The sequence below is a fragment of the Sulfurisphaera javensis genome (genome assembly GCF_041154675.1).
Taxonomy (GTDB): Archaea; Thermoproteota; Thermoprotei_A; order Sulfolobales; family Sulfolobaceae; genus Sulfurisphaera; species Sulfurisphaera javensis.
This window is the reverse complement of sequence record NZ_AP031322.1, coordinates 260,854-280,485: the sequence shown is the minus strand read 5'-3', so window position 1 is coordinate 280,485 and position 19,632 is coordinate 260,854. Positions and strand designations below refer to the sequence as shown.

General features: G+C 31.2%; 19 protein-coding genes. 11 read left to right on the top strand and 8 right to left on the bottom strand.

Translation table 11 applies throughout. The features are described 5' to 3' along the window. Positions 1 to 136 precede the first annotated feature (136 nt). The 3 genes from ACAM25_RS01440 to ACAM25_RS01430 all read left to right on the top strand — a co-directional run bounded on the left by ACAM25_RS01440 (position 137) and on the right by ACAM25_RS01430 (position 1,597). Positions 137 to 745 carry a hypothetical protein gene (locus ACAM25_RS01440; protein WP_369610579.1) on the top strand — a complete coding sequence of 203 codons (609 nt, stop codon included), beginning with the start codon at positions 137 to 139 and terminating at the stop codon, positions 743 to 745. Positions 746 to 813: 68 nt separating this feature from the next. Continuing rightward, positions 814 to 1,140, top strand: coding sequence for a hypothetical protein (locus ACAM25_RS01435; RefSeq protein ID WP_369610578.1), 327 nt, complete (start codon positions 814 to 816; stop codon positions 1,138 to 1,140). Further along, positions 1,127 to 1,597, top strand: coding sequence for a hypothetical protein (locus ACAM25_RS01430; protein WP_369610577.1), 471 nt, complete (start codon positions 1,127 to 1,129; stop codon positions 1,595 to 1,597). Before ACAM25_RS01435 ends, ACAM25_RS01430 begins: the two co-directional genes overlap by 14 nt. On the opposite strand, the gene ACAM25_RS01425 is transcribed toward ACAM25_RS01430, so the two are convergent. Continuing rightward, complete coding sequence (locus ACAM25_RS01425) at positions 1,592 to 2,119, bottom strand: class I SAM-dependent methyltransferase (protein WP_369610576.1); 528 nt, start codon at positions 2,117 to 2,119, stop codon at positions 1,592 to 1,594. The two genes, ACAM25_RS01430 and ACAM25_RS01425, sit on opposite strands and share 6 nt — an antisense overlap. A 928-nt stretch (positions 2,120 to 3,047) precedes the next feature. Between ACAM25_RS01425 and ACAM25_RS01420 the strand changes: the two genes are divergently transcribed. Both ACAM25_RS01420 and ACAM25_RS01415 read left to right on the top strand, forming a co-directional pair. Next, complete coding sequence (locus ACAM25_RS01420; protein ID WP_369610575.1) at positions 3,048 to 3,479, top strand: phosphate-starvation-inducible PsiE family protein; 432 nt, start codon at positions 3,048 to 3,050, stop codon at positions 3,477 to 3,479. A gap of 38 nt (positions 3,480 to 3,517) precedes the next feature. Further along, on the top strand, positions 3,518 to 7,048 hold the full coding sequence (locus tag ACAM25_RS01415) for a protease pro-enzyme activation domain-containing protein (protein WP_369610574.1): 3,531 nt from the start codon (positions 3,518 to 3,520) through the stop codon (positions 7,046 to 7,048). Here ACAM25_RS01415 and ACAM25_RS01410 read toward each other — a convergent pair. Beyond that, entirely contained in the window at positions 7,014 to 7,535 is a 522-nt protein-coding gene (locus ACAM25_RS01410; protein WP_369610573.1) for a hypothetical protein, read from the bottom strand. The two genes, ACAM25_RS01415 and ACAM25_RS01410, sit on opposite strands and share 35 nt — an antisense overlap. 146 nt (positions 7,536 to 7,681) lie before the next feature. Here ACAM25_RS01410 and ACAM25_RS01405 point away from each other — a divergent pair, with 146 nt between their 5' ends. Next, positions 7,682 to 9,607 carry a hydantoinase/oxoprolinase family protein gene (locus tag ACAM25_RS01405; protein WP_369610572.1) on the top strand — a complete coding sequence of 642 codons (1,926 nt, stop codon included), beginning with the start codon at positions 7,682 to 7,684 and terminating at the stop codon, positions 9,605 to 9,607. A gap of 1 nt (position 9,608) precedes the next feature. Next, the gene (locus ACAM25_RS01400) at positions 9,609 to 11,123 is read left to right on the top strand and encodes a hydantoinase B/oxoprolinase family protein (RefSeq protein WP_369610571.1); all 1,515 of its coding nucleotides are present in this window, start codon (positions 9,609 to 9,611) and stop codon (positions 11,121 to 11,123) included. Here ACAM25_RS01400 and ACAM25_RS01395 read toward each other — a convergent pair. Continuing rightward, a complete protein-coding gene (locus ACAM25_RS01395; protein ID WP_369610570.1) occupies positions 11,112 to 11,408 on the bottom strand; it encodes a hypothetical protein in 297 nt (98 codons plus the stop codon). The two genes, ACAM25_RS01400 and ACAM25_RS01395, sit on opposite strands and share 12 nt — an antisense overlap. A 97-nt stretch (positions 11,409 to 11,505) precedes the next feature. Then, entirely contained in the window at positions 11,506 to 12,054 is a 549-nt protein-coding gene (locus ACAM25_RS01390) for a DUF5591 domain-containing protein (RefSeq protein WP_369610569.1), read from the bottom strand. Between the two features lie 55 nt (positions 12,055 to 12,109). Between ACAM25_RS01390 and ACAM25_RS01385 the strand changes: the two genes are divergently transcribed. The 4 genes from ACAM25_RS01385 to ACAM25_RS01370 all read left to right on the top strand — a co-directional run bounded on the left by ACAM25_RS01385 (position 12,110) and on the right by ACAM25_RS01370 (position 15,239). After that, entirely contained in the window at positions 12,110 to 12,994 is an 885-nt protein-coding gene (locus ACAM25_RS01385; RefSeq protein WP_369610568.1) for a hypothetical protein, read from the top strand. Positions 12,995 to 13,002: 8 nt separating this feature from the next. Beyond that, positions 13,003 to 13,980 carry a hypothetical protein gene (locus ACAM25_RS01380; RefSeq protein WP_369610567.1) on the top strand — a complete coding sequence of 326 codons (978 nt, stop codon included), beginning with the start codon at positions 13,003 to 13,005 and terminating at the stop codon, positions 13,978 to 13,980. Positions 13,981 to 14,053: 73 nt separating this feature from the next. Continuing rightward, positions 14,054 to 14,191, top strand: coding sequence for a hypothetical protein (locus ACAM25_RS01375; protein ID WP_369610566.1), 138 nt, complete (start codon positions 14,054 to 14,056; stop codon positions 14,189 to 14,191). 25 nt (positions 14,192 to 14,216) lie between these two features. Further along, positions 14,217 to 15,239, top strand: a complete 1,023-nt coding sequence (locus tag ACAM25_RS01370; protein WP_369610565.1) for a metallopeptidase TldD-related protein — start codon at positions 14,217 to 14,219, stop codon at positions 15,237 to 15,239. Positions 15,240 to 15,284: 45 nt separating this feature from the next. Here ACAM25_RS01370 and ACAM25_RS01365 read toward each other — a convergent pair whose 3' ends face one another. The 4 genes from ACAM25_RS01365 to ACAM25_RS01350 all read right to left on the bottom strand — a co-directional run bounded on the left by ACAM25_RS01365 (position 15,285) and on the right by ACAM25_RS01350 (position 19,545). After that, a complete protein-coding gene (locus ACAM25_RS01365) occupies positions 15,285 to 16,895 on the bottom strand; it encodes an alpha/beta fold hydrolase (RefSeq protein ID WP_369610564.1) in 1,611 nt (536 codons plus the stop codon). A 382-nt stretch (positions 16,896 to 17,277) separates the two neighbouring features. Continuing rightward, the gene (locus ACAM25_RS01360) at positions 17,278 to 18,150 is read right to left on the bottom strand and encodes an ABC transporter permease (RefSeq protein ID WP_369610563.1); all 873 of its coding nucleotides are present in this window, start codon (positions 18,148 to 18,150) and stop codon (positions 17,278 to 17,280) included. Next, the gene (locus tag ACAM25_RS01355; RefSeq protein WP_369610562.1) at positions 18,147 to 19,145 is read right to left on the bottom strand and encodes an ATP-binding cassette domain-containing protein; all 999 of its coding nucleotides are present in this window, start codon (positions 19,143 to 19,145) and stop codon (positions 18,147 to 18,149) included. Before ACAM25_RS01355 ends, ACAM25_RS01360 begins: the two co-directional genes overlap by 4 nt. After that, positions 19,138 to 19,545, bottom strand: a complete 408-nt coding sequence (locus ACAM25_RS01350) for a PadR family transcriptional regulator (RefSeq protein ID WP_369610561.1) — start codon at positions 19,543 to 19,545, stop codon at positions 19,138 to 19,140. Before ACAM25_RS01350 ends, ACAM25_RS01355 begins: the two co-directional genes overlap by 8 nt. Positions 19,546 to 19,632 lie beyond the last annotated feature (87 nt).

The window sequence follows — 19,632 nt, the reverse complement described above, 5'->3', positions numbered from 1 at the left end:
AGGGATTCTTTTTATCACTTTATTTCTTTATATAATTTGAGCCTGTAGACACTTTACTTATATACAGTTAGACTTAAATCACAGATATTATTACTTTTCAAAAGTTTAAAGTATACCAAACGCTTGAGGGTTATTAATGAATAAACGAATAAGATTGTTAAGTTTGAAAGGCGGTGTAGGAAAATCTACATTAGCAATACAAATAGCTAATTATCTACATGAGGTTGAAGTTCCTTTTGTAATTGAAGAGTTAGATCCATTAGAAACGATATGTGTTATTACTTCATGTGCTTATCCAACTATAAAATACTTTTCTATCAATGATTTTCTTTATAATAGACTTAAGATAGATGAAAAAAGATTAAATAAAGAATATAGTAGATATCAATGGAAAATAAGTATTGCTGATATGTTTACTAATGTCGACCCTGAAAGCGAAATTGTAAAATTCCAGAATAAAATAACTGATAAAAATCTTAATGTCTTTATTACTGATAAATTTACAATAAAAGAAACTATGAATTATGCTAGAAAGTGGATGGATCCTAAGGTGTTAATTGTGAATTTTTTAGAAGATAATGAGAGAAAAACCATAGAGGAAAACCTACTTGATTATGTGTATGGAGAAGGACTTTTTCTAAAGGTTTATACTATTCCTTATTATTCTTCTTTTTCAGAATTTGAAAATTCATCAATAGTTAGAAATATTATAAAAGATTTGTTAGATATTTTAGTACAATTATAAATTAACTTATAATTATTCTAATTTTAACTAAGAAAGATTTATTAATTAGTAAAACAATAGTTAATTTGATGTCACAAATTAATTTTGATAGAATACCTGGTTTAATTGCTGTATACAAAATTGATAATGACACAGTTATAAAATTATATGGAAGAGATATTAAAATTGATCTAAATAAATTAAAAAATATTTTAACCGAAAATATGAGAATTGGAGAAGAAGAGGCTAAAAAACTAAAGTTAATTGATCCCTTTTTAGGTTTTGCAATGATAGTTGATGATATAGGAATAACTTACCTAAACAATCTTCTAATTGTAAGTGAAGCGAAGAAAACTAATTGGGATTTTCTGATTAAAAGTGTACTAAGAGAGGTGGGTATTTATGAAAAGAGCTGATGAAATAAAAGGATATTATGGTCATATAGCCGTAGATGAAAATGGAAATGTAACAAATTCTAAAAATATTGATAATCCAGAGGAATGGGCAAAAGTAGTCTCATTTAATGTAAAAAAGGGTAATGAAGAGGCAAAAGAACTAGGATTTAATAAAATGAACGGTTTCGCAATGATAGGTAGAGACTATACTCTGACATTTATGAAAGGATTAGGAGTTGTTGTTGATACTAAAAAGGCTGATTGGCAAGAGTTATTTACATATTACACCTATTCGTGGAGCATATTAATAACTGGAATCATTATAACTGCGTTATCAATAATACTTTTCGGATTAGCCTTCACACCGTATATGTCTTGGCTAGCTCCCGAGCCTAGGTTCTATTTACCGTCGATTCTAGTAATAGTTGGTATTATGCTATTAGTAGCATCTAAATCATCAATGGCATATCGACTATGATTTTTGCCAAAGGGAGAAAAAGAGACCATTTGCCTCCTCGTAATTTGAAAGAGAATATTGAATTTCTTCTAGCTCTTTTTTAACTTTTCCCCTGACTGAAATTATATCAACTACAAGGAATTTACCCTTACTTTTTAAAATTCTATTTATCTCTTGTACATGATTTTTTACCCTATCTCTTTTTAAATTGTAAAAATAAAGGACTGAATAGATTAAATCAAAATAGCTATCTGGAAATGGAGTTTTTTCTAATCCATAAAATAATCTCACATTGCTTCTATATTTTGAAATTAACTCTTCAGCTTTCTTTTTATCAAATTGTTTCCAATCATCAGTAGCATATATTTCATTATTTAATGATAAGGAGAGGAAAATTGGAATTAAACAATTTCCACAAGCATAATCCAATATCTTTCCCCTTTCGCCTTTTAATAGGTTTGCTATCTTCTTTGCAATAAAAATTTCCTCATCAATAGTTATTCCCATTCTTAGTATTGGAGCAAAATCGTTTGGATCAATCATAATTTACAACTAATAAAGAAGTTATTTAAATTATTTTATTATAACAAAAAGTGAAGGAATAATCTATATTTGTCATGTTAATATATCTTGTGAGACCTAACAAGTTAAAGCAATTGGTTAATTATTAAGTCTCTTTAAAAGGCTTAGGAAGAGCTAAAAGAGTTCTTAAGGATAAAGACTGCCCAAAAGGTTTCTTTTATTTTTAGCAAAGCGTAGAAAATCCTCAAAAGCAATGTTATAGATAAAACTGATATACAAGAAAAAGTATGAGATAATTACGGAGCTGGCAAACTAAGTTAGGCAGGAATTTAGACACTGTACTTGAAGCATTAGACTGTTTAAGTGATACTTGGAACACATCTAGACACTTTTTCTTAAGCGGAGATGAAGCTATAGAACTAGAAGAATATGTATCAGAAGAAATATGCTTACAATATATTGAAGAAGTGATAAAAATTGCAGATAAATATCTTAAAAAATGGGATTATTTAAGAAAGCTATAAGTTAATACTAAGAGAACTAAAGAAAAAACTCTAGCTATCAAATTTTTGGAATAGGAAAACTCTGATCTAGTCTAGATTGTTTAGTTGCAAAGAAAGATGCGATTTGAGAAACTTTAGATTAACATTTTTGAAAGAAACTAGGCTCAGATTGAATACAATTGTCGTGAGAGAAGAAGTACTTGAGAAAAAGGAAGTATTACAATGTTTTTCTATTTCATTTTATATATGATAAAATTGACACATATGAAAAATGTTTGAATGGTGCAAAGAAATGGAAAAATAATGCCAAATTGATTTTACAATATGGTACATTTATCATAGACAAAAATACCAAAAAAGTAAAATTAGTCTCTGCGAAAATATTTGAATTTATTTTTAGTTTTATAACCAACTCTCTTTTTACCTACACATATCATAATATGTTGATGAAAATATCCGATATTTTGAAAAAACTAACAAAAGAAGAGGTTGTAGTTCATTATGTAACTAGAATAATAGAAATAATTATCTTAGTTGCTATAGCAACTATCATTGTTTACACTGTTTACGATCTAATAGTTTCTATCTTTCAAGGTTTCATTACTGAAGTCATTGGTTTAGTTGGTAATGCTTTCTTATTAGTTGTTTTGCTAGAAATTTATCAAAGTATTGTTGATTTTGGTAAAGGGAAAGGAAGAAGTGTTATTTACGTAATGGATGCAACAATCTCATTTATTCTTAGGGAAATAATCATAGAAATTTTCAACGGTAGTTATACTTATCAAGATTTACTCACATATGCAGGATTAGTTATTGTTATTGCATTAGGTAGATTTCTAATTTCTTATAGAAGAATATATATTAAAAGGAGAAGATAGGAATAGATTTATATCTTGGATTTTTCAATCTTTTTCAAATGAAAAAAGCATTACTATTTTTATTACTTCTTTCAATTTCAATTTTACCAATATTCTTTTCCCAAACTAAACAAGAATATATAATTGCAAGCATATTCGTTCCTCCTAACGATATTAGTCAAATTTACTCAATGGCGTATCAAGTTTCTAATCCTTCATCTCCACTTTTCCACCATTTCATGAACTCTTCACAAATAGAAAAATTAATATATAATCAAGAATATATAAACCTTCTACATTATCTTACTAATCATGGAATAAAAATTATCATGAGCTCATTAAATATAATAGTTATCAATGCTACACCTTCCCAAATAGAGAATTATTTAAATACTAGCATAGAATTTTATCAACTAAATAATTCTACTTACTATCAAGGCATGGGATTCTTTAGAGGAGATATAGTAATCGCTTCTAATCTCACTTCAAGTCTTTTAAGTAAACCAACAGATTTAGTTACACCTACTCTCATATCTCAAATGGAAAAGAAAGCGATAACGCTTAACTTTACATATGCAGATGAGTCTTATCCAGTTACATGGTTATCTAAAGCTTATAACGCAACTGTTCTAAATGCAACTGGTGAAGGTTATACTATAGGTATCTTAGACTTTTATGGAGATCCATCTATTGTTCAACAATTAGCTTACTTTGATAAGCTTTATAATATTTCACCTCCACCCTCATTTAAAATAGAGTATATTGGACCACCATGTCCATTTGGAGGTATTTTGTCAGGTTGGAATTTAGAGATTAGCCTTGACGTTGAAGTTTCTCACGCTGTTGCACCAAAAGCTAATATAATCCTTTATGTAGCAAATCCGAACATCCCATTGCCAGCTGTTTTAGCTAAAATAGTTCAAGAAGATAAAGTGAACGTTTTGTCACAAAGCTGGGGTATTCCAGAGTCTGAAATAGTAGATAATCCAGCAAACTTAGAAATGGTTTATGAAATGAACTTCTATTATGCCTTGGGTTCTCTTGAAGGAATTACATTCTTAGCTTCCACTGGCGATGTTGGAGGTAGTGGTTACAGTACTTCACCTATAGGCTCTGTATCATTTCCTTCAACTTCTCCATTTGTTACTGCAGTAGGAGGTACAACTACATACATTGAGTTAAACGGAAGTGCTTATCAAACTGCATGGTCAAACTATGGTTTTATTCCTTATTTCATAAATTATGGTGGTTCTACCGGAGGAGTTAGTGTACTTTTCGTTGAGCCATGGTATCAAGCATATATTCAAACTCCCTCAACGTATCCAGATGGTAGAATGGTTCCAGATATTTCATTAAATGCTAATGTATTCCCTGGAATACAAGTAGTATTCCCCGGTAACATTACCTATGTAACTGGAGGCACTAGCGAAGCTTCACCATTATTTGCTGGTTTTCTCACATTAATTATGCAAAAAGATAATACTACCTTTGGGCTAATTAATCCTTTGCTTTACTACTTAGGGGAACATTATTATAATGAGGCTTACTATCCAATAACCTTTGGCTATAACATACCTTGGGTTGCTCATTATGGATATAATTTGGTTACTGGTCTTGGATCTCCGAATATAGGAGAAATAGCTTATCTCGTAAAAGACATTAATACTTTAAAAGTCCCCATAATAACAGTAAATCTATACAATGGAACTAATTATTCATTTTATTTCTTACCTAATCAATCCATGGAAATAATTGCAAATATTACATATAAAGGAGAAGAAATAACTTCTGGGAATTATAAAGCTTACATTTACACATTACAAGGTAGGGTTGATAGCATAGAACTTCACTTTAATGGAAGCAGATGGATTGGAGTATACTTAATATCTCCTAATGTTGTAGGCCCTATTGAAATATTAGTAAAGGGAAATAACTCTGAGGGATTTACTAACGCTTTTATAGGGTATATTATGAGTATTAAGGGTGATCTTAACGTTATTTATCCTACAATTAAAGCTAAAGTATACAACATTTATCAAAATGAGGTTAATATTTCATTTCTAAATATTACATTATATGAATATAATCCAATAGATAATAGTTTTATAAAAATCACAAACATTATATTAAAACAAAAAGGATATGGTAGTTACTTTGCTACTTTACCAATAAACTTAACTGCAGGACCAATACTTATTGTCGGAAACAATGTTTATGGATATATTTCTACCTTTGCTGGAAGTTCACTTTTACTAAACACTTTAATTATTCCCCCAGTTGTTGTAGAGCCTGGAGTTGCAACTCCAGGCGAATCACTGTTTATAGAGCCTTCTAACATACCTTATGGTAATATCAATATATCAGCAGTCCTTTATAACAATGAAGGGAAACCTATATCTTACGGAAATCTTTCGTGGGTTTTAGTTCCAATAGATGGATTATTAGCATACGTATACATTGGATATTTACCAATTCCACCTAAAGTCAGTCAAGGTTTGTATACAATTATTTTGAATGAATATGTTCCCCTAGGAAATGGAACAATCCTTGAAGGAAAATATTACTCTCAAATCTACATAGTTCCTCAAAACTTATCAATAAATGTTAAACTTAATGGATTGCTAACTGAAGGAAGCAACGTAAAAATATTAGCTAATATAACATATCCTAACGGTACTGAAGTTAAATTTGGTATGTTCTCAGCCACCGTTTATCCATTACAATTGCAAAGTGAATATGAGGACTTAACTCAAACCTTAGAAATACCATTATGGTTTAACGGAAGCTTATGGATAGGCAACTTTACATTACCATCTACTTACACTTTAGGTAATTTAACTTACTTATCTGGCAACTACTTTGGGCCATTTGCAATATTCATCTCTGGAATATCAGCAGATGGTTATCCAACTACAAATAATTTAAACTCAGAAAGAGAGTTCATTGTGCAACCTTATACTCTTATAAAGAATGAGATAGTTGATTTAACTCAAACATTTTATGCAATATTCCAAAATGATACAATTCAATTAAATGGTAAATTATTCAGTGATATTCTAATTAATGATACAATTTATAGAAGTAATTTAACTATTTCAAATACTCAATTTAATGGAATCATAATTATCAAAGATTCTAATATTACATTAAACAATATAGAGGCAGAAAAAATCATAGCAATAAACTCTACTCTTGCAATCTTTGACTCAAAGGTATTAAATCTAACTTTAATCAACTCGGTCTTAAGTAATAGAACAAGTGAAATAACTTACTTATATCCGGCCCTGCCAAAAATTTTATTTAATGGTAATGAAATAAAGATTGAAGGAATTTCAATTAAAGAAATTAATATCTATGATAACGGTAAATTGATTTATAATGGAACAAAAACATCTATTCCAATAAGTTTACAAACGGGATATAATGGGATAAAAATTATAGTATATCAAACAGATGGTGAAGAAGAGACAGAGGAGTTTAATGTCTATATCACTACTGTTTCTAATAATAGTCTCTTAATTCTAGCTATTGTTTCTATAGCCATTTCAATAGTAGCTATTGCTCTTGTGATAATAAAGTATCGTCGATAAAGCCATAAAATTTAAAATATGGAATTAGATGAGCTTTCAATATATGATCCGGAAAGTTAAACTCTTCTTTTAATTCTTTAACTTCTTTCCCTAAAAGCTTATGAGTTATTTTAGGCTTATATATAGTATTCATATGAAAGGATAAAGAAGAACCTTCTTGTCTTTCTTTCACGTATATTTCTAAATCCCAATAGAAAGTCTCCTCGTTATCTCTCCCTTGATACCTAACTCCTCCCGGAACAATTTTTGGACCCTCCATATAGCCTAAAAACGTGGTTATTTTAGTATCTGGAGTACCGAAAATATACATTACTCTAAACTTTCTTGGAAATACATTTACTTTGTCTAATGTAGTATAGATGTTCTTCTCTTCATCATATACTTGAAGAATATTGATATGTGATATAATTCCAAAAAGTCTGAAAGGATCAACAATAACTCTCATAACTTCTTCTCTACTTTTTTTGACAACGATATTATTTTCCATTGAATATGTAATCTGCTTTTGTAATATATAAATTTAGTTTATATACAAAATACTCACTTTAGTTATTTTTATTTTTCATCTTTTGTTGGTATTTTTCTCTACAAAATGATTAACACTAAAAAATGAGTTTTACATAAAATATAACCATGATTACTGCAGTAGACATAGGGGGAACATTTACTGATATAATTTCAGTTGATGATGAAGGAAATATAATTTACTATAAGGGTCTTACTACTCCTAAAAATCCAGAGATTGGAGTTAAAAAAGGATTAGAAAACTTAGGAATTAAAGTTGATACTTTAATCCATGCAACTACAATTGCAACTAACGCACTATTAGGACAAGTTAACCTTGAATTGCCTAAAACTGCTTTGCTTACTACAAAAGGTTTTTCAGATATAATTGAAATAGGGAGACAAAATAGACCTGAACTTTATAACTTATTTTTTACAAAACCAAAACCATTAATCCCTAGAGAACTCAGATTTGAAATAAATGAGAGAATTAACGCAAGAGGAGAAATAATAAAAGCAATAAATAAAGAAGAAGTTGAAAATGTTGCCCAAAGTTTAAACGCTGAGGCTGTTGCAATTGTCTTCCTCCATTCCTATCTTAATCCTATCCACGAAAAAATAGCAAAAGAAATTGTATCTAAATACATTAAGTATGTTTCAGCTTCTTTTGAAGTTTCGCCAGAACAGAGAGAATACGAAAGAACAACTACTACAGTAATTAATGCAATGCTTATGCCATTAGTCAGTAAATATATAGAATCATTAGTTAATGAGATAAAACCGAAAGAATTTTTCATTATGGCTAGTTCCGGAGGATTAATAGATTCAGAAGAAGCAATAAGAAGACCAGTACAAATTATTGAGTCTGGTCCTGCAGCAGGGGTTATTGGAGTTAAATATTTTTCTGAAGAAATGGGAATTAAAGATGCTATAAGTTTTGATATGGGAGGAACGACAGCTAAGGCTGGTTCAATAGTTAATGGAGAGATTGAAATTGTTAATGAATATGAGGTCGGCGGAAGAACTCATCACGGTAGGATCGTAAAAGGTTCAGGATATCCGGTAAGATTCCCATTTATTGACTTAGCTGAAGTTTCAGCAGGTGGAGGTACTATAATTTGGATGGATGAAGCTGGAGCCTTAAACGTTGGACCAATAAGCGCTGGTGCTGAACCTGGACCGATTTGTTATAATAAAGGTGGAGATAAACCTACATTAACTGATGCAAATTTAATATTGGGAAGGATAGGAGAAGAGTTAATTGGTGGTAATTTAAAGTTAAATAAAGATCTTGCCTTAAAAGGCTTAGAAAAACTAGGAGATCCTATTCAGATATCTAAAGAAGCAATTAAATTAGCTACTTTAGAGATGGCTAGAGCAATACGTTTAGTAACAGTTGAGAGAGGGCTTGATCCCTCTTCATTTACCTTATTTGCCTTTGGTGGTGCTGGGCCACAATTTGCAATAGACATAGCTGAGGAACTAGGAGTAAAGAGAGTGTTAATACCCATCTACCCTGGGCTTTTTAGTGCATTATCAATGCTGTTAGCTGATCAAAAGTTTGAATTAAGAAAAGCGTTTCCTAAAGATGTTGAAAATGATTTCAGAGAACTAGAAAATACTTTAAGAGAAAAGGTTAAAGATATTGATTACTTCTTAAGATATGCTGATGTTAGATATAAAGGACAGGGATGGGAATTAACGGTTCCTGCTGACGGTGATATAAGGAAAAACTTTGAAGAAAGACATAAGGCAATTTATGGCTTTACTTTACCTTACGACATAGAAATTACTAACATAAGAGTTTTTGCTATAAAGAAAATGAAGAAACCAAAACTTACATTTTCAAATTCTGGGGAGTTGAAGATAAAAGAAAGGAAAGTGTACTTTGATGATTGGGTAAATTCTAAAGTTTATATTAGGGAAACCTTACCAATTGGATTCAAGGGAAAAGGACCAGCTATTATTGAGGAGTATAGTGCTACAACAGTCATTCCAGATGGCTGGAGTTTTGAAATTTTACCGAATTATTTTATAGATATAAGGAGGGATTAAATTGATAAGTTGGGAAGTTATTAATAAAGCAATGATATTTATAGCAGAAGAAATGGGAGTAATGTTAAAGAAATCTGCATTCTCACCTAACATAAGAGAAAGAATGGATCATAGCTGTGCTATAGTTGATACTGAAGGAAGAATTATTGCTCAAGCCGAGCATATTCCAGTACATTTAGGCTCATTTAAAATTGCCGTAAGAAATCTATTAAATTATATAGAAGAATTAAAAGAAGGAGAAAGTATAATTTTCAACGATCCTTATATTTCTGGGACTCATTTAAATGATGTTGGAATTATTTCACCAATCTATTATCAATCCGAATTGATAGGTTATGTAATTAATAAAGCCCATCATGTTGACGTAGGAGGACCTATACCAGGAAGTATTAATCCCAATGCAAAGACTCTTTATGAAGAAGGATTCGTCATACCGCCAGTTAAATTGAATGATGAAGTTATTAAGATAATTAAGGAAAACTTCAAGGTACCGGAAGTTTCTTTAGGGGATTTAAATGCACAAATTTCTGCAAATAAAATTGGGATAGAGAGAGTAAAACAATTAATTGACAAATATGGTAAAAAGGAAGTGTTAGAAAGTTGGAATAAAAGCATAGAGTATGCTAAGAAACTAACCCTTAGTCATGGCTGGAAAGAAGGAGTTTATGAGGCGGAAGATTATCTTGAGTGGAATGACAAACTGTTGAATATTACATTACATCTTTATATTAAAAAAGATAAGATAGTTGCTGATTTCTCTGGGAGTCATAAACAGATAGATGGACCGTTAAATGCCGTTATCGGAGTAACATACTCAGCAGTATCTTTTGCTATACGTTCTGCCTTAAATAAGGATATTCCAACTAATGATGGCTTTTACTCATTTATTGAAGTTAAGGCTGAAGAGGGGTCTTTAGTAAATCCCAAAAAACCAGCAGCTGTAGGAGGGGGAAATGTAGAGACTTCGCAAAGAATAGCTGATGTCACTTTTCTAGCTCTATCAAAGTTCTTACCTTATATACCTGCGGCAAGTTCTGGAACTATGATGAATGTTATGATGGGTGGTTTATATAATGGAAAATTCTGGTCTTACTATGAAACTATAGCAGGAGGTAGCGGGGCTAGACCTACATCTGATGGCGTATCTGCTGTTCATACAAATATGACTAATACATTAAATACCCCAATAGAGATTGCCGAAATGACTTATCCAATTCTTTTTACCTCTTATAAAATTAGGGAGAAAAGTGGAGGAGAAGGAAAATATAAGGGAGGGGATGGAATTATAAGAAGTTTTAAAGTCCTTTCATCTACTAGACTTTCAATTCTTGCAGACAGATTTAAGACTTCTCCATGGGGATTAAAAGGTGGTGAAAACGGTAAACCTGCAAGAGTATATATAAGGAAAAAGGACAGAATAATAGAAATACCCAGCAAATTCACTATAGATTTAGACGAAGGAGACGAGGTTATAATAGAAACACCTGGAGGTGGAGGATATGGTTTAAGGTCTTAGATATAAAACTAAATTTTCGATTATTGAAATAAGAATTAATGAGCCAATATAGGCAGTTATCCCAGAAATAAGGTTACTATATATTTTTTCGCTAAAAGAGAATTTATGAGAAACTATATTGACAATCACAAGAGCTACGATTATTGGCATTACGAATATATTTATTGGCGTAAACCATAACCTTGCTGGACCATCTAAGAAGAAGTAAAAATCCAGACTAGTGAATAGAAATATGCTTGCTAATCCACTTAATAAGCCCAATAGGATAACGTATCTTTTTTTCATATCGAATGGTATTTCTCTTAGTTGTATATATTATTTTTGGTAAGCGTATTACTACACGTTTACTTTAAATCAGTTTTTAATCATTTTCTCTTCATCACTAAGTGTGGCGGGCTCTCATCATCACATTATTCAATACTTCTCCTATAGTTTTAAATGCTAACCTACCGTAAGGATGCAATTCCACATTAACATTAACTAACTCAGATGCTCTTTTCACTATCTGATAATGATGTTTTGGTAAAATTGCTACAATATGTGAGTGCATTTTTGAAACTTTTAAAAGGGCTTTGCTTAATAATTCAACAAACTCTTCCTTCTCTTCCATAGTCATTTTAGATGGGGGATAATCATAAGAATTGAAAGGGTAACAATCCTCATATTCCCTAGGTACTAACAACATTGGTTCTGATACAGAATAAAACTGAATCTTATCTTCAAAGCCTTTCATAATTGAATAAGCTAACTTATGCGTAGCAGAAAGATAATAAGGCTTTACTGACGTACATGGAAGAAGAATAGCGTACTCTTTTTCAGATTTCCATTCATTTAGAAGTATTTCATGCCACTTTCTCACAACAGGATGTTTGAAAGGATCCTCCCCATCTTTCTTTACAATTGGTTCACCATGAAGTGGAGGACATTGCATGGCAAAAATATTATATTAGTAATACCTTTAAACCTGGTGTTACCCATAATTCTCTATGGATGTTTTTCTTGGAGTACAAGATTTGAAGATTCCAGTTTGGGAATTTGGATCTCCAATTATGATTAACCAATTAAGATGGGATTCCATACCTTGGAAGAATAGAACTTGGGTTGACTCTGGTGGATATCAAATTATGAAAAAAGGAATTCCATTAAACCCAGAAGAAATAGAAAAGAAATACAAGATACTGAATGCCGAGGCTTACATAAATTTAGATATTCCATCAATGCCTTGTCAAAGAATGGACGAGAGAAATTTCAAGCATTTTGAATACTTCTATGAAAAAGAAATTAAAGTAATTCCAGTAATTCATGGGTATAACATAGAAGATATAAACAGAGCAATTGACTTTTATAAACAATATACTGACCTAATAGCATTTGGAGGCATTGTTCCCCCTTCTCTCAGAGGGGGAAGGAAATTTGTTATCTTTCTTTACCATTATATAAGAAAATCAATAAAGATAATACATGTTTTAGGCGCTGGCTCACCTTATATGAGAAAAATATTTTTTAATGCAGATAGCGTTGATACTGCAACTTATAGAATAAAAGGTGCTAATGGTCTTGTAATTATTCCGGGAAAGGGAGAAAGATATGTTGGAAATAGAAAAATTGTTTGGAATGCAAGAAGAGCCTCTGATGAGGAAATTGAATTTTTATATTCATTTCTTGAAAAGACTAAATATCCTTATCCAGTAATACTTACAGATTGGGTAAATAGGGCTTTAATTAACGCATGGGTTATGATTAATTCTGAGTATGAGGGAGAAACTTGGGAAATTAAGATTTCAAAGGAAATAGATAAACTTTCGAAAAACGAGATAGAGGATCAAATTGATACTTATTGTAAAAAACAATTTATAAAGGATAATACATAGTATTACTTATGGAAGATTGCAAAGAACTACTCTATCACGATCCTTCTAAATTAGAAAGTAGGAAAGATTGCTTTCTGTCTGAAGATCATTATTTCCGAGGAAGAACTGCTTTAATTTACTCTGATAAGGCACAAAAAATTGGAGATTATGTTATCTTTCCTATGTCTCTTTCTAGGAGTTTTTATGTTTTGGGAATTGATGATACCACTGGAAAAATATTCGCTAGATTAATAAATGGTGATCCTAGACTTATTTTAGACGGAAATAAGAGAGAAGACAAAAGGCTTCAGAGACTGAAAAGCTTTATGGGTTTTACTCATAATAAGTGGGAAGTCACTTCATTGAAAAAAGGACAAATAATAAGGATACAAGGAGATTTTGCAATGAGAGTAATAAAGACTTTCTCCTCGCTAGATAAAATCTTAAACTATTTATCTTATTTTCCAGGTTTAGGACTCAATGACGTAAGAAGTACTTTATGGGAAGAATTTATAAGAAAATATTTGTCTACAGATGAAGAATTAGAAGAGATTGAAAAACTTTATAATGTACTTGAGGAAATAAGAAGAATAAGAAGAATAAATACGATGTTAGGTAAAAGAGTTAAAGAACTTTCTATGATTGAAGAAGAAGTTAAAGAGAAGATAAAGAGTATCATGAAAACTAAAAGACTTGTAGATAGGAATAGAGTATATTTCATGAAAATATTATCTATGAGAGATAAATTCAAAGAATTTATAATTACAAAAGAGGAAAAGTTAAAATTAAGATATGGCCATTATACTTCTCCCCATTTAGTTCAAGTCTCTGGAATATTAGTTGGCAATCAAGTGATTATACTTAGAGAACAAGACCTTGTAGTTACTCATAAAGAACATGGAATTTCTACGTTCAAAATCTCAGTTCCCTCTATAGTAGAATTCGGAACTCTTGATAATTTTGTAAATATTACATTGTCGAATTTTATTGATATTATAGTTTTTTAAAAAATTAATCTGTGTATATAGATGCACACAGATTAACAAATATTTATATATTTGGATAAACAGAAAATTATATATGAGATATTATACAGTAAAACAGACATACTACTGTCCAACAAATTACGGCTTATATGAATGTAGAATAGAAAATGGTAAAGAGGTATGTAAATTAGTAGCTTGTGTAGTAAAAGATTCCCTAGCTTCACCATTATAAGTTAGGAAATTTTTTATTATATTATATGATAAAGAACCTCATTTTTAAGGAGGATTTAATCATTATTACTAAGTCTGGAAAATATTTTGAAACTAAACATACTAAAGCAGAAATGGCATTAACACCAGAAGGATGGTTACTGAAAAGAGATAAAATAGATTATAAACCGGAAAAGGAGTACTCAACTTGTAAATCTTTCGAGGAGAAAGTTGATCTTGAGAACTTTATAACTAAGGCTGAGAATCTTGCCCCTTATGTAGATAAAATAATAATAAAGAAAATTGAAAGAGAAATAGATGAATGCAAAGAAGTAAAGCATTTGGTTATTGTTGAAAAAGAGTATTTAAAAGTTGGAGGAAGAATTCAATATCTAGACGGTATAATCAGTTATTTACAAAATGAGATTAAGAGCGTAAAAAGAATAACAAGAGATTATCAAATAGGTGGAAGAATTAATGCCTTACTTTCACCTGAAGTTTTTGGGACTATAATAGCTTATACAGTTAAAGCGTTACTGAATGGTATTTTACCGAGGTTAAAACTTTACGAAAAGTTTTCAACATTGACTATTGTAGATAACCCACTTAATGAGATTTCCCCTGCATTTAGCACCTTTGATGATGAAGGAGTTTTAACGAAACGCAAAGAACTTATTGGAGATGGTATTGTTCAAGATTACTTAGGTACGCTTTATACAAAATATGGTTCTTCAGGGAATGCAAGAGGAATACCACCAGAGCCAGACTTTTTCACTCTTGAAATTAAGTCTGGAGATTGGAATTTAGAAGAAATGATGAATGAAAATAAAGATGGAGTAGTAATTTATGGAGTTGAGTCAGTACAAATAGTTGAAAATAGCATAAGAATTACTCCTAAAATCGTAGAGAAAGGTGGGATTGGTTTAAAGATTAGGGAGATCGCTATTCCATTCCAAGAACTTTTATTTATTAATGCTATTTCGAAAACATCTAAGCCTTTTGCTATCGATGAGTACCATGGAGTTTATGCACCATATGTTTTAATGCCAGTAAGAGTAATATTATTCTAATGATGAGACCGCCAGAATAAGAGTGGTGACGAAAATTCTCCGGCCTTACTGACAGTGAGTAGATATAAACTCTACAGTTTCTTTTATTGAATCTATATAATTTTCAACTTTAGCAAATCCATGACCTTCATCCTTATATATTTTGTACTTAACTTCTCTTCCTAATTTTTTAAGTTCATTAACAACTTGCAAAGTCTCTTCTGCTGGACATCTAGGATCATTCTCACCAGCTAATAGCATCAATGGTGTTTTAATTCTATCTATAAAGAATATAGGAGATCTATCCTTTAATAATACCTCATCATTTCCCATCTTCATCTCATCATACTGTTGCAAATATTCCCTTTCGAATTTCTTCTCAGTGAACCAATTTACAAAAGGGACAACTGCTACAGCAGAACACCATAAATCTGGATACTTCGTAACAGCCATCATTGTAAGATAACCACCGTAACTTGCTCCAGTAATTGCAACCTTTTTAACGTTTAAGACTTTAATAGCATTAATAACATCTCTTAAATCACCCCCACCTAAATCCTTGTCGTTTAGGTGATTAAACTTCCTTCCATATCCTATAGAACCTCTATAATTTGGGCATATTACTTTGAAACCTTTATTTACAAGGAATTGTATTTCTGGATTAAACGAATTAACACATTCCCAATCTGGACCTCCATGAATATAAATAACGCCTTTATCTTCATTTCCTTTGGAATAAAGAAGAGCATGAATTTTTATCCCATCAGAATTATATTCAACATGAGAAGGTTTGACGAACTCTCCTTTTACGCCGTTCATGGAATTAGTTAACCTGGATAATTTGCCGTCATACTTATATAAATTATATGAAGACTCATGATTTGAATAAATAAAATAAAGGGATTCTTCATCGCTCTTTAATCCTACTATAAATCCCTCATTCAGAATCTCCTTTTCATGAACTAGGGCAAAATCACCATGCCTATCTTCGACATAAGCTATTGAACCTTTGTAAGGGACTGCCTCTACGATTTCATATTTACTTTCTCTAATTTTTTCAATTTTTTCCTCTTTAATATCATAAGCAAATAATTTGAAAAGATCCTCGTGATTTGAAATAAAGAGAAAAGTTTTTTCATCAAGAAAACATTGGTCAGATGGCAATTCTTGCTCAGATTCTGGAAAGTCTATTTCAGCTATCTCGTTTCCTTCATAATCTATTACATGAATATCGTTATCGTAAATTCCTTGAGAGTAAACTATATATTTATCATTTGCGCAATAGCTGAATACTGGTAAGTCTCCTTTACTTAGCTTCTTTATTTCCTTATCATATAAGTAAAGATGTATAGTTTTTCCATCTCTATTGGAAAGAAAAAGTATACCATTTTTAGTATATAATGGAGAAAAATTATCATATTGGTCAGAAATTATTCTCTCGAGTTTTCCTTTATCCCAGATAAATATTTGCCTTAATTCACTTCCATTAGGGTCAATAGTTATAAAGAATGAATCATTACCTATCCAACTTACTTCTTCAGCATAACCCTTTATATCAATAACTCCAAAAGGAGAGTATACTATAGGTTTCTTATCCCTTATAATTAATAGGGTTTTTCCACCTAATACGTCGAAATCTAGCACTGGTTTTATCTTAAAAAGATCCTCATAGTCCATAAATAACTATAAGGAATTTGAAGTTAAAAAATAGCTTAGTCAAATCTAGATGCGTTATTAGTTAAATAACACATTAGTTAGTTATTTGATTAGTAGTATAATTTACAAAAACTGTGGGCAGAAAGTCGTTTCTCTTGGGTAAAAACCAAAATGATATAAAGTATAATGTAATCAAAATAAAATAAAAATAGTATCCTTCAAAAAGAATATGCAAATAAAGTTTTATTTTTACTCTTTAATATCTTTTCTAAAAAAGAAATCTATTAGCATTGGTTATATTATAGATTAAGGTTTCCTTACTAAATATTTCTTGTTTTACCACTAAATAAAAAATAATCAGCTTGCTGGCCTTTACATCACCTTTCATTTCCGGTCAAGCTCATCATGAGGATAGATATTTCCAAGATAATATAATCCCTATTGAAGATAAAATTAAAGCAAATAACCCTAGATACAGGAAGTCAACAGTTAAGTTAGTAGGTATCCCTAATAATAACCCTCTAGCAACGCCATTTGAATATGTTAGTGGATTTACATAGGCTACTGGTTTTAGCCAACTCGGCATTGATTTAATCGGATAAAACGCATTGCTAGTAAAGAGTAATGGTAAGTTTAGCAAATTCATGATTGCCATTTGTGATTCCCAACTTGTAGCTCTTAATGCTAACATTAAGAACAACGAAGATAACCCAAATGACATTAAGAACAATGCAGCATATACTCCTAAGAAATCTAAAGCATTAATGTTTGGTGCAAATGTCATTCCTAATACTGTTGCGACAGCAAGAACTATTGTAGCTTGTACTAAAGATCTAATCACTGAGTTAAGTACTTTACCTAAGATGATATTTCCCCTTGGTACTGGAGTGGTTAATAATCTATCTAATACTCCAAGTCTTCTATCCCAAACTATTGACATTCCGCTTTGCATTGATGTGAATAATACTATGAAAGATAACATGCCTGCTGCTAAATACGAGAAATAATCAGTGGTTCCGAAAGTTTGCTTTAATATTGCCAATCCTATCTGATCAATTACTTGCTTAGGAATATTTACGCCTGGTATATTAAATGAAGTACCAGTAAATATGTTACCTAAGTTCATAGCTTTTCCAAACAGTCCGATCCAGAATATTGGTTGAATAATTGAAAGTAATAATATTACTGGTGCCTTATACCACTTCTTCAATTCTCTGACTGTTAAAGTCCATAAACCGTGTGTTACACTTAAGTTCCTTTTTTCCTCTTCAATCATGTTCTCGCCCTCCTAACAGTTCTTCTAAATGCGAACATCTCTTGTGCACTTGCCTCTTCATCCCTTAGTCTTTTTCCAGTAAACTCCATATATACTTCATCCATAGTAGGTTCTGTTATGGACATCCTAGATACTTTTATACCATTTTTCATTAGAGACTCAAGAATTTCTGGAGCTTTTTCTTCTCCGTCCTTTACCTTGATCCTTATTCCATCATTCATCTTTTTAACGTCAATGACACCTTCTACAGAAGAAATAATCTTTAATGCTTCTTCATCATTTGAAGTTTGTAAAGATATTACATCTCCTCCAACTTTTTCCTTTAATTCCTTTGGGCTACCTATTGCTAATATTTTACCTTTATCAATTATTGCAATTCTATCCCCATACATATCGGCTTCTTCTAAATAATGAGTAGTAACGAATATGGTCATCTTGTATTCTTCTTTTAATTTCAGTATGTATTGCCATATAGCTGCTCTAGTTTGTGCATCTAATCCTAATGTTGGTTCATCAAGGAAAAGGATTTTTGGCCTACTAATTAAGGACATCGCAATTTCTAGTCTTCTCCTCATTCCTCCAGAATATGTTTCAACTTTCCTATTTGCAGCATGTGTTAATTCAACCATTTCTAACAATTCCTTCGCTCTTTCTTTTGCTATATCCTTTGGTATGCCATAAAGGCCTGCCATCATCATCATATTTTCCCATCCAGTGAGATCTTCATCTGCTGTATATTCTTGAGGTACTACACCAATAGATTGTCTTACTAATGCAGGTTGTTTTATAATATCATAACCGTTTACTATTGCTGTACCTTCTGTAGGTTTCAATACAGTAGTTAACATTTTTATTGTAGTAGATTTACCAGCACCATTTGGGCCTAAGAAGCCGAAAATTTCTCCTTCATACACCTCAAAGTTTATATGATCGACAGCTATGAATTTACCATACATTTTTGTTAGGTTTATTGCTTTTATTGCAATGTTAGACATTCTTTATCACCTCCTCCATGCTCTTTAGGGCTTCTAAAATTCTATCTTTATATAGAGAAAGTTTATCTTTATCAGTTTCCTTAAAATATTGGACTAATCCTTCTAATTCTTCGACTGCATCTTCAATACTTCCAGAATATCTGCTAGGCAATAATTCCTTTATTTCTTCTATCCCCTTCTGTGTTATCCTATATTTTCCATCTGAAACTCTCTCTATTACTCCTTCTTCCTCCATCTTATTTAACAAAGGATAAACTGACCCTGGCGATGGTTTCCACCAGCCCCAGGTCATTTTATATATATCATCAATAATATCTATGCCTCTCTTTGGAGACTGCCATAGTAGCCAAAGTATTATATTCCTAAGCCTTCCTTTTTGTTTCGCTATTAATTCACTCATACTATCGATATCGATAGTAATAAATTTAAATTTTTCGATATATCGAAACCGATAGATAAGCGTAAAAGGTTATTCAAAATTTATAGT

What these genes read in the sequence shown, in the direction of transcription:
- ACAM25_RS01350 (WP_369610561.1), bottom strand. Translation starts at nt 19,545, where the DNA reads ATGAGTGAATTAATAGCGAAACAAAAAGGAAGGCTTAGGAATATAATA.
- ACAM25_RS01375 (WP_369610566.1), top strand. Translation starts at nt 14,054, where the DNA reads ATGAGATATTATACAGTAAAACAGACATACTACTGTCCAACAAATTAC.
- ACAM25_RS01435 (WP_369610578.1), top strand. Translation starts at nt 814, where the DNA reads ATGTCACAAATTAATTTTGATAGAATACCTGGTTTAATTGCTGTATAC.
- ACAM25_RS01425 (WP_369610576.1), bottom strand. Translation starts at nt 2,119, where the DNA reads ATGATTGATCCAAACGATTTTGCTCCAATACTAAGAATGGGAATAACT.
- ACAM25_RS01370 (WP_369610565.1), top strand. Translation starts at nt 14,217, where the DNA reads ATGATAAAGAACCTCATTTTTAAGGAGGATTTAATCATTATTACTAAG.
- ACAM25_RS01430 (WP_369610577.1), top strand. Translation starts at nt 1,127, where the DNA reads ATGAAAAGAGCTGATGAAATAAAAGGATATTATGGTCATATAGCCGTA.
- ACAM25_RS01355 (WP_369610562.1), bottom strand. Translation starts at nt 19,145, where the DNA reads ATGTCTAACATTGCAATAAAAGCAATAAACCTAACAAAAATGTATGGT.
- ACAM25_RS01415 (WP_369610574.1), top strand. Translation starts at nt 3,518, where the DNA reads ATGAAAAAAGCATTACTATTTTTATTACTTCTTTCAATTTCAATTTTA.
- ACAM25_RS01385 (WP_369610568.1), top strand. Translation starts at nt 12,110, where the DNA reads ATGGATGTTTTTCTTGGAGTACAAGATTTGAAGATTCCAGTTTGGGAA.
- ACAM25_RS01365 (WP_369610564.1), bottom strand. Translation starts at nt 16,895, where the DNA reads ATGGACTATGAGGATCTTTTTAAGATAAAACCAGTGCTAGATTTCGAC.
- ACAM25_RS01395 (WP_369610570.1), bottom strand. Translation starts at nt 11,408, where the DNA reads ATGAAAAAAAGATACGTTATCCTATTGGGCTTATTAAGTGGATTAGCA.
- ACAM25_RS01410 (WP_369610573.1), bottom strand. Translation starts at nt 7,535, where the DNA reads ATGGAAAATAATATCGTTGTCAAAAAAAGTAGAGAAGAAGTTATGAGA.
- ACAM25_RS01405 (WP_369610572.1), top strand. Translation starts at nt 7,682, where the DNA reads ATGATTACTGCAGTAGACATAGGGGGAACATTTACTGATATAATTTCA.
- ACAM25_RS01440 (WP_369610579.1), top strand. Translation starts at nt 137, where the DNA reads ATGAATAAACGAATAAGATTGTTAAGTTTGAAAGGCGGTGTAGGAAAA.
- ACAM25_RS01420 (WP_369610575.1), top strand. Translation starts at nt 3,048, where the DNA reads ATGAAAATATCCGATATTTTGAAAAAACTAACAAAAGAAGAGGTTGTA.
- ACAM25_RS01390 (WP_369610569.1), bottom strand. Translation starts at nt 12,054, where the DNA reads ATGCAATGTCCTCCACTTCATGGTGAACCAATTGTAAAGAAAGATGGG.
- ACAM25_RS01380 (WP_369610567.1), top strand. Translation starts at nt 13,003, where the DNA reads ATGGAAGATTGCAAAGAACTACTCTATCACGATCCTTCTAAATTAGAA.
- ACAM25_RS01360 (WP_369610563.1), bottom strand. Translation starts at nt 18,150, where the DNA reads ATGATTGAAGAGGAAAAAAGGAACTTAAGTGTAACACACGGTTTATGG.